This window comes from Salinicoccus cyprini (assembly GCF_007713705.1).
Taxonomy (GTDB): domain Bacteria; phylum Bacillota; class Bacilli; order Staphylococcales; family Salinicoccaceae; genus Salinicoccus; species Salinicoccus cyprini.
The window spans coordinates 221,715-231,751 of record NZ_VMSJ01000005.1 but is presented as its reverse complement, the minus strand read 5'-3'; the positions used below and the strand labels follow the sequence as shown (position 1 = coordinate 231,751).

The following is a 10,037-nucleotide window of genomic DNA, read 5'->3' as shown; positions in this document are numbered from 1 at the left end:
TGATGATGGCTTTTGAGAGGCGTTCGACCAGCGTAATGACGGCACTCTTGTGACGGACACCAACGATGGTGTCGCCTTCCAGGTGGCCGAATTCATCATTGAACGCCGGGTAGTCATTTGTTCTTTCGGAAATGTTGCGTCTGAACGCCTGACGCCCCGGCGTTCCTGATGGCCGTTCGGTTTTCGCTTGCCCTGCATCGGCAGTGTGGCCGCATCAAAAGCTTCCCGTTTGAACATCCGATACAGTGTACGGCCTGAACAGTCAATCGACATTTCCTGCCGACCGACGATGACATCCGGCGTCCAGCCCTGCGCCACCTGCTTTTCAATATACGCCTGCTGGTCGGTCGGCAGGACCATCCGTTTTCTACCACAGCGTTTTTTGTTTTCCTGATAGCGCTGATAGTAATCCAGCGCGGTGTGCCCGTCCCTGAGATATGCGATGACATTATGAACTGTCTGACGGGCACGCCCAATCCGTTTCGCAATATGAGAAATTGGTGTGTCGTGATGGAAATAGGCTTCTATGATTACCAGTTCGTCCGTGGTAAGATGGGTGTAGGTCATGCGTGATCACTCCTATGATTTTCTTTGGTCGGAAAACTCATTTTGAGTGTATCACGTGTGACCCTTTTTAGGTGTCTAGCTTAATTTTACAATCGGCGACTTATAATCTATAGAGAAAACAACTATATTTCATCTCCTTCTAATCGTTCCAATAAACGGTCGTTTTTTAAACTTAATTTTACATGTAGTTTTTGTCATATTAAATACTCATTTTATGCACGGATTCTCGAAAATTATAATCTAGTCTAATACATAAAGGAATGACAAGTTCTTTATTAAAAGTAGAAAGAAGGGATTGTAAAGTATGAGAAAAAAGAACCTATTGATAAGCTTGTTTTCTCTAATGATGGTCATTGTTTTATCAGCTTGTACAAGCAATGACGGAGAAGCATCTGTAGAAGATACTAGCAATGAAAAGAATTCAAATGAAGAGATGAACATGAATGAGGACAATGAAGGTTCTATGGAAGAAAATATGAATGGCTCCTCCAGTGAAGGAGAAATGAATAATGGTTCCATGGGTAATGGTCATATGGATCATGATGATGTGGTAGGTCTAATTGATTCGACAGGAGAGAACGAACTGAGTATCCCCTCTGTACTCAAAAGCGACAGCAACAAAGGAACTGAGTATACAATACGCGCGCAAAAAGGAGAAACAGAAATATTTGATGGCGTTCAAACAAAAACATATGGCTATAATGGCTCGTTTCTAGGTCCCATGCTTCAATTTGAAAAAGGAGATACTGTGAAAATAAACTTAATCAATGAACTCGATGAAAATACCACTTTTCACTGGCATGGATTGGAAGTGCCAGGGAATGACGATGGTGGTCCACACAATGTATTGGAGCCAGGCGAAGAGAGTACTATTGAATTTGAAGTGACACAGGAAGCTGCCACATTGTGGTTCCATCCCCACCCGGAAGGAAAAACCTCTGAACAAGTGTACAACGGACTTGCTGGGTTAATTTATATCGAGGACCAAAATTCAAAAAATCTCGAATTACCAAGTGAATATGGAGAAAATGACATCCCTCTCGTTTTCCAGGACAAAGTATTTAATGATGAAAAACAACTGAATTACAAAGCCGTAGCAAATGAAGATGGCACAGTCGGGGATACATCATTAATTAACGGCACATTGAATCCAAAATTAACTGTAGATAAAGAAAAAGTAAGGCTTCGACTTTTAAATGGATCAAATGCAAGAAATTACACCTTTAAACTAAATACAGGGGATTCTTTTGTACAAGTCGCAACGGACGGCGGGTTTTTAAATGAACCGGTCTCAATGGAAGAAATCACACTTACGCCTTCAGAGCGGGCCGAAATAATCATTGATTTTTCTAAAGTCGATGGTAATGAAAATATAGCGTTAATGAATGAAGATGGTGCCACGCTCTTACCTTTTGAAATCACAGATCAAACAGGTAAGAACATGGATATACCTGATGAAATGAATGACTTTTCAGTTACGGAAGAAGAAAAGAACCTGCCAGTGACAAAAGAAATTGAACTTTTCGGCATGATGGATCAGGTAACGATAAACGGAAAAAAATTTGATCCTGAAAGAATTGATTTTACGCAGGAACAAGGTGTTACAGAAGTATGGGAAATCTATAATAAACCTGACATGATGGGCGGCATGATTCATCCGTTCCACATCCATGGTGCTCAGTTTAAGATCCTTTCCAGGAATGGAGAAGCACCACCTGAGAACGAAAGAGGCTGGAAAGATAGTTTTTCCGTTGCCCCGGATGAGACTGTAAAAATTGCCATTCAGTTTAAAAATAAAGGCATATATATGTTCCACTGTCACATACTTGAACATGAGGACAATGGGATGATGGGACAGGTTAAAGTAGAGTAAGCTCCAAAGCTTCAATCTAATAACAAAAAAGGAACTATTTCTTGATTTTTTCTAGACGAATTACAATATTGAGTAAGTTGGAGAAGGACAATCATCATTAAAATTATGTGCAGTTTCTATGGAGTTTTACCATATCGGTTTATATGCGAAATGGATGGGAATTCAATTAATGTAAGTGCATTCAATTCTATAGGAGGGATTTATAATGGCTCATGAACAACATCAACAACTGATTCAGACGTTACATGAATGTATGGAAGCCTGTAACCACTGTTACGATGCTTGTCTGAGGGAAGAAGACGTAAAAATGATGGCGGAGTGTATCCGATTGGATCGTGAATGTGCAGATATCTGTGCATTTTTAGAACAGGCTCTGACAAGAAATTCACCATTTTCTTCTGATCTGGCGGCAGTATGTGCCAAGGTCTGCGAAGCATGCGGCAACGAGTGTCAAAAACATGACCACGATCACTGCCAGAAATGTGCAGATGCGTGCTTCAAATGTGCAGAGGCTTGTAAAGAAATCGCCTAAGCACAACACTTAGAAAGAAGTGGTATGTCGGAACTTATTCTGGACATACCACTTCTTTTATTTCCGGTTAAGATTGTACCCAGCATTTTAACGAAAATATACATTAAGGTGTATTTGCATTATTAATTAAGAGCGCCCTTGATTTTGACAATACTTATAAGAGACGCCTTAGTTTAGACAAGGTTATAAAAAACAGTTGAGTTCGCTTAGAACCATCGTTGCAAGGAGGAGTAAACCGAATTCCCTTCAAAACAGTCATTAATGTATCTGTTAATTCATATAATAAAAAGAGCTTATCCATGCAGATTATCCATTTGAGATAGATAATCCAGTAAAGATAAGCTCTTTAATATCATCTGTTTTTATTCAACAGGTGACAATTCACTTTCTGTCACCCATTTATGATTTTCTACTTTTTCTCCAGTTGTTGTTGTGAAGTCAAGCATATATACAGTAGTGTCTTCAGCAGATTCTATCACAGCGGTTGCACCATCCATGCCTTTCATGTGATCCGCATCCAAGGTCACTTCAGTGCCGGGCTCCAGTGGTGCTTCTCCTGGACCTTCCAATTCTTCATGGATGACCCATTTATGATTCTCCACTGGGTCTCCACCAGTTATAGGGTAATAAGTGACACTATAAGCAACAGTATCAAATGCGCCTGCAATTGTTGCTTCAGCGCCATACATACCTGGCATATGATCGGCTTTGATAATGGCTTGGCTACCCACTTCATAAGTTGGATCTTCTGCTTCCTCCAGACCGTCAGGGACTACACCAGTGCTGGACATCTGTTCAGCAAAAATGGATTGAATCGTTTCTTTCACTTCTAAAATACTGGTGCGTATATCATTAATTTCTGCTTCAGTCTCTTCAATGGATGCATCCTGATTTTCCATTTTTTTAGTTATAGCATCCAAATGGTTGTCAGCGGCGCTTAAGCGATTCAACAGAGATTCCAACTTGTCCAGATACTCTTTATAGAGCTGGACTTGATCAACTGTTATAGGGGCGCCTTCGATAGATCCTTCGATTGCCTCCAGTTCAGATTGGATGGCGTCCGTTTTCTTCTCAACCTTATCCAATCTCTTTTCAACCTTTGCTTCCCCCTGTGCGTGTTCACTGGCTTGGGGAGCTGCGTTGGTGGAATCTGCCGAAACTTGTCCTGCTGATAAGCTGATTCCAATAACGGTTGCGAGTGTGACGACTGTTTTTGTAAATCTGTTATTCATTTTACATTCCTCCCTGGTATTTTTTCTAAGAGATATTTACCTTAAATGATACAAGCAATCCAATGCCTTCTAATCATTTTAAATTTCTATTGATTCACCTTTCTGAAAAAGCATCACCCCCTTTGCAACCATGACCTTCCCCTCTTTGAAATTCAGGTTAATAATATTTTTTAAAAATGCTTTAATGGGCATGCCCTTCTTCCCCATCATTACGGTTTTTAAGAAATACATATTCCCCTATAAAGATGACAATGATGAAAATGATGGAGACGACAACAATCAGCCAGTCGTTCACCAATTTCACCCACACAAAAGCAGCCAGTACGATACCATCGAGTATAAATGCGGTCATGACAATAGCAGGGTTGGCATCCACCTTATCCCGCAGGTGTTTAAACACACCCCAATGCACAATCATATCCATCACAAGATACAATATGGCACCGACTGAGGCGATACGGCTGAGGTCGAAAATGACGGCCAGTACCATCGCAAGTACAATCGTGTATACCAGCGTATGCTTTTGGATTCGCCCGGGCATGCCAAAGTGCTTATGTGGAATCAGTTTCATATCTGTCAGCATGGCAAGCATCCGTGATACCGCAAAGACACTGGCAATAATACCGGAAACTGTTGCGATGATCGCAATGCCTACGGTAAACCATACACCGTAGTTTCCAAACGCCGGTCTGGCGGCTTCGGCAAGCGAGTAGTCCCTGGCTGCAATGATTTCGTTTAATGGCAGATTGCTGGATACCGCCCATGCAACCAGCAGATAGACAAAAAGACTGATGGAAATGGATGCAACAATCGCTCGGCCGATATTCTTATGGGGCTTAACGATTTCAGAGCCACTGTTGGTGATCGTCGTAAACCCTTTGAATGATAGGATGGTGAGTGCCACAGCAGCAATCATGCTGACAACCGTCGCGTCTTCCGTATTTCCACTGCTTTCAGCGGGTGTAATGGAAAAACCGGCGACCCATAATCCACCCATCGCAAAGACGACGAGCCCCATTATTTTAAGCAGGGACACAATCGAAGTAAACGTCTGAATGAAACTGTTGCCAGAAATGTTGACCAGGAATGCAAAGAGCAAAAGACCAACAGCGAGCACAGGCACCAGGTAGCTGGTTGCATCCATATTAAAAATCTGTAATGTATAGGTGCCGAAAGTACGGGCCACCAGACTCTGGTTGATGACCATGGATACGGCCATCAGCATCGCTGCAGAAGCAGTGACGGTACCCTGACCATAGGCTTTTGCCAAAAACATGCTGATGCCCCCTGCAGAGGGGTATTCATTGCTCATCTTGACGTAGGAATAGGCACTGAATCCAGTTACGATACCCCCGACGACAAACATGATCGGGAACCACGTGCCGGCAAGCGCGGCAACCTGCCCCAGCAATGCAAATATGCCGGCACTGATCATGACCCCTGTCCCGAGACCGATTGCACCAGTCAGAGATAAACTGTCTTTTTTATATTCGCTCATTAGCATCACCTCAGAAATAATTACCTCTAAGTATATGCCCCTGATTTATGCAGTTAGTGTGCAGTTTTTAAAATATTTCAAATTAATTTTAGCAATGTACTCAAAACCTACACTATTAAGCAATTGATAATATACGAACATTACTTTTTATTCCACTTGTAGCCCACGCCCCACACTGTGTGAAAATAATCATCGATGGGAAACCCCACTTCCCTGATTTTTTCTCGCATGTTTCTAACGTGTGAATCCACAGTTCGGCCTTCAGTTTCTGAGTACATCCCCCATACCAGGTCAATCAGTTGATTTCTTGAATATACCCGTCCCGCATTTTTCATAAGCAATCCAATCAATGAGAACTCTTTGGGAGTCAACTTGATATACTGATTTTGATAGGACAGTTCGAATCGATCCTTGTCCCATAGCAGTCCGTCCACCTCAACATGATTGACAGCTTTCGCCCTCCTTAATAATGCATCCATCCGCGCAACGAGTTCTTCTTCATTGAAGGGTTTTGTTATATAGTCATCCGCCCCCAATCTGAGGCCTTTGACGATATCCGCCTTCTGCTCCCGTGCAGTCACCATGATGATGGGCACATCCGAATACTGACGGATTTCTCTGCAAACGTTCCATCCATCCATGTCAGGCATCATGATATCGAGCAGTACAATATCGAATCTTTCTTCTTCGATGTATTGGAGTCCTTCTTTCGCCCCCAGCGCTTTTCTACAGTCATAGTGGTAGGGATTCAAATACAACGCCAGTAATTCCAGCATTCTCTCTTCGTCATCAATCAACAATGCTTTTTTCATACGCATCCTCCTTCGGCAAAGATATGTTGAAAACCGTTCCTTCACCTGGTTCACTTTCGACTTCCATCTTGCCGTTGTGAAGTTCCACAATTTCTTTGGCGATTGTTAGCCCAAGACCAGAACCCCCTTTGGAACGGGACCTTGATTTTTCTGCACGATAGAGTCGTTCAAATATATACGGCATATCTTCTTCGGAAATGCCTTCCCCTGTATCTGAAATGACCGTTAAGACATCATTTTTATTCTGAACCACTTCCAATCTGACATGATTTCCACGGGGTGTATATTTAATGGCATTATCGAGTATGTTCAACAGTACCTGTTGGATTCTTTCCGAGTCAATGGTAATGACCACATTACTTGGACAGAAATATGAAAATTCTATACTTCTTTCTTCAATTGCCGGATAAATCCGTTCCACGATCTTTTGGATCAGTGCATCAAATTCCACTTTTTCTTTTTTTATGGCAAATTCATTCTGATCTATTTTGGCCAGCTCGAACAATGTTTTTATCAGGCCGGCCAGATGTTCTGTCTCCTCCTGGATGATCTGTGTATATCTGGTTCGATCTTCCTCGGATGTGGTATCCCGATTGATGATATCTGTATATCCTTTCAAATAGGTCAGTGGCGTACGGAGTTCATGGGAAACATTCGACAGGAATTCATTTCTTTCATTTTTCAAACGCTTCAAATCTTTTGATAAGCGTGTGATGGCAGTTGCCAACTCTCCGAGTTCGTCTTTTCGACTGGTGGACAATTCTACTTCATGGTTGCCTCTGCTCAACGCTTCTGTGGCCTGCTTCATCCCGACCAATGGTTGTGTAATGACCTTCGAAAGTACAATCACCGTGATGATGGTTAAAATGACAGTGATCACTCCGATGATTAAGAATTGTTGTGTGAGATTGCTGATGATTTTTTCAATGTGATTGCTGTTGGCAAACATGAATACATGTCCACTATGTACACCATCCATGATAATTGGGCTGTCTGTCGCCACAAAATTTTTCTCTGCCCAATCCGACTCCAGTACGACCCCCTCATCTGGCACTTGGTCATTATCCGTATGCCTGATCACCGAGATCATTTCCGGGGCCATCGGGTTGGAGCTGGTGACCACTACCCCCTCTTGGTCTGTAATCGCGACAATAAAATCAGATTCGGATTCCATGATGGCGACATGCTCCAGAGTAGAGGGGGTGTAGTTTTCTTCCAACACATCCCGATGGGTATTCCCGCGGGCCAACAAGTCTCCCATCACGTCATCGACACGATCATTGACCAGGTTTGTATATAATATGGAGAATAATATGATTTCAACAGTGATAACTACTATAAAAAATAACAGCCCGATCTTCAGGGATAATTTATTTAACATCACAGCCCCCTCCCTTCGACATTAACCCTTCAAGTGCCTAACAACAGAGTGAAAAGATGATCTCAAAGTTTACGCTTACCTGGTTTGACCCCCATCTAGAACTTTTTCCCAAGCAGTTGACCCGGCATCAGAAAAATATACGTCACCGTTTACGGTATAGATGGCCAGTTCTTTTTCATTCTGTCGGTTCCGGGCAATATATGCAATTCCATCATTCTCCAATTCCGGTGTATCAATGATGGCTTCTTCATTATTTTTAACATTTCTTCTGTGGAGTTCAACATTTTCATTATTTATCGCATAATATAAGTCGTCTCCATAGAAATATACAGTCGTTCCTACCTCGTTTGGATTTGTTAATGCTTTAAATTGATTGCCACCATCCTCTGACAGATAGATGCCGGTGGAAGTCGCTGCTGCGATAAAGCTGGAATCTGACGGATGGATTGCCAATGATAATACGCCCCCTTCTAGGCTCTCCGCATCTACTTTTTCCCAATTTTCTCCATCATCAGTACTTTTATAAAATCCTTGACCCAACGCTGAATTCGGTTCAGGATTCAACAGAAAAATATCATGGCTGTCGTATCCTACCGCCATGGCATGATAATCCGTTTCCCCCTCGAATTGGATATGTTCAAGTGTCCTGCCGCCATCAAAGCTACGTTGAATACCAAAAGGGTTGGGAATATCGGAATCTCCTCCTGGATGCCCGGAAGTATAAAATCCTTCATCTACAGCATTGAACCCCATATAGTCATTGTAGTTCCTGGTGGTTTCATGCCATCCCCCGTCACGGAATATTTTCAAACCGCCATGGGTCGCCAGATATAATCCATCATCCCCACCAGCATATCCCATTCCATGCACATGTTCTATTTTACCGTTAAAAGCCTCTTCGAATTCACCTGTTCCGCCGCTACTGCATCCCGCTAGAAATATCGCTGATACTGTCATTGCATTAATCATCAGTTTTCTTGATACCATAGTCGTTTCCTCCTGCCTCTATTCACTATTCATTTGGGAAGTCTTCAACCATTTTATTATTTAAATATCGATTTTTAGTGCAGATTCTAATAAGGATATGACATGTTGTACCTAAGTTAAGAAACTCTCCATTGAAAACCTAAACATATATTTGTAAACATTAATCCCTGATATTTGCTGATTACATCCACTTTTCATTGAATCTGCACTTAAACTGCAAATTCTAAGGGTATGGTTTTAGTATCTCAAAAAATTGGAGGCCAGGTAGATGAAACAATTTCAAAGAATTTTTTTATCAGGTGCAATGATTTTCGCATTAGCGTTGGGGGTTAGTCCAGGAGCAGCAAACGCAGGCAGTACAGATACTGCCGCCCATGAAGATGGAAGCTATTACTACTATGAAGTCGATGCGCATGGAAACAAGACGCAGTACATTGATGGTTTGACTGAAAAAGAATTGGAAGATGAATTGGGTTACCCTTATAACGGGGCTCGTAGTCACTACTACTATGAAGTCAATGAACATGGAGATAAGACGAAATACATCAATGGGCTGACAAAGGAAGAGCTGAAAGAAAGACTGTACCATTATAATATGCAGTCCGAATCCCCTTCTGAGGACCACATGAATATGCAATCCGAACCACATTCCGGTGGACATATGAACCATTCCGCTGAGGAAATGTCGAGTTCTGGTGAAGTGCCTGAAGATTTGGAAGAAGCAGAAAATCCAACCTATGAAGTAGCGAGCCAAGCAATTATTGAAGCTGACCACATGCAAGGCATGCAGGGGGCTGAAGCAACCATCTCCGGAGCCTTTGATACAACGGTTTATTCCGTATCGTATACACCAACGAATGGTGGAGATCCAGTAGAAGATCATAAATGGGTCATCCACGAAGAATTGGAAAATCCGGGTGAAGCCCCATTAGAACCAGGGGATGAGGTAGTAATGAATGCCACGCATATGGAAGGTATGAAAGGTGCCACTGCTACGATTGATTCAGCTGAACAAACAACAGTTTACATGGTAGACTTTGTCACAACAGATACTGGAGAAGCAGTACAAAATCATAAATGGGTAATTGAAAGCGAATTGGCGCCTGTTGAATAACTCTAAACATTTTCAACGATGAATAAAGAGTCTATCCAAAA

8 protein-coding genes and 1 pseudogene are annotated in these 10,037 nt (G+C 42.2%); 3 read left to right on the top strand and 6 right to left on the bottom strand.

Features of this window, described 5'->3' with window-relative positions; genetic code table 11:
• A pseudogene (locus FO441_RS11550) lies at positions 1-567 on the bottom strand (IS30 family transposase); the annotation flags it as partial.
• A gap of 304 nt (positions 568-871) precedes the next feature.
• Here FO441_RS11550 and FO441_RS11545 point away from each other — a divergent pair.
• Together FO441_RS11545 and FO441_RS11540 are read left to right on the top strand one after the other, a co-directional pair.
• Entirely contained in the window at positions 872-2,440 is a 1,569-nt protein-coding gene (locus FO441_RS11545) for a multicopper oxidase family protein (protein ID WP_145290301.1), read from the top strand.
• Between the two features lie 205 nt (positions 2,441-2,645).
• The gene (locus FO441_RS11540) at positions 2,646-2,972 is read left to right on the top strand and encodes a four-helix bundle copper-binding protein (protein ID WP_020006663.1); all 327 of its coding nucleotides are present in this window, start codon (positions 2,646-2,648) and stop codon (positions 2,970-2,972) included.
• Positions 2,973-3,334: 362 nt separating this feature from the next.
• Here FO441_RS11540 and FO441_RS12755 read toward each other — a convergent pair whose 3' ends face one another.
• The 5 genes from FO441_RS12755 to FO441_RS11515 form a co-directional block, all read right to left on the bottom strand.
• Positions 3,335-3,871 carry a YdhK family protein gene (locus FO441_RS12755; protein ID WP_186365555.1) on the bottom strand — a complete coding sequence of 179 codons (537 nt, stop codon included), beginning with the start codon at positions 3,869-3,871 and terminating at the stop codon, positions 3,335-3,337.
• Between the two features lie 514 nt (positions 3,872-4,385).
• The gene (locus FO441_RS11530) at positions 4,386-5,702 is read right to left on the bottom strand and encodes an APC family permease (protein ID WP_145290298.1); all 1,317 of its coding nucleotides are present in this window, start codon (positions 5,700-5,702) and stop codon (positions 4,386-4,388) included.
• 140 nt (positions 5,703-5,842) lie between these two features.
• On the bottom strand, positions 5,843-6,514 hold the full coding sequence (locus tag FO441_RS11525; protein WP_145290297.1) for a response regulator transcription factor: 672 nt from the start codon (positions 6,512-6,514) through the stop codon (positions 5,843-5,845).
• Complete coding sequence (locus tag FO441_RS11520; RefSeq protein WP_145290293.1) at positions 6,492-7,895, bottom strand: sensor histidine kinase; 1,404 nt, start codon at positions 7,893-7,895, stop codon at positions 6,492-6,494. Before FO441_RS11520 ends, FO441_RS11525 begins: the two co-directional genes overlap by 23 nt.
• A gap of 75 nt (positions 7,896-7,970) precedes the next feature.
• The gene (locus tag FO441_RS11515; RefSeq protein WP_145290290.1) at positions 7,971-8,882 is read right to left on the bottom strand and encodes a F510_1955 family glycosylhydrolase; all 912 of its coding nucleotides are present in this window, start codon (positions 8,880-8,882) and stop codon (positions 7,971-7,973) included.
• Positions 8,883-9,507: 625 nt separating this feature from the next.
• Here FO441_RS11515 and FO441_RS11510 point away from each other — a divergent pair.
• The gene (locus tag FO441_RS11510) at positions 9,508-9,996 is read left to right on the top strand and encodes a YdhK family protein (RefSeq protein WP_246095142.1); all 489 of its coding nucleotides are present in this window, start codon (positions 9,508-9,510) and stop codon (positions 9,994-9,996) included.
• Positions 9,997-10,037 lie beyond the last annotated feature (41 nt).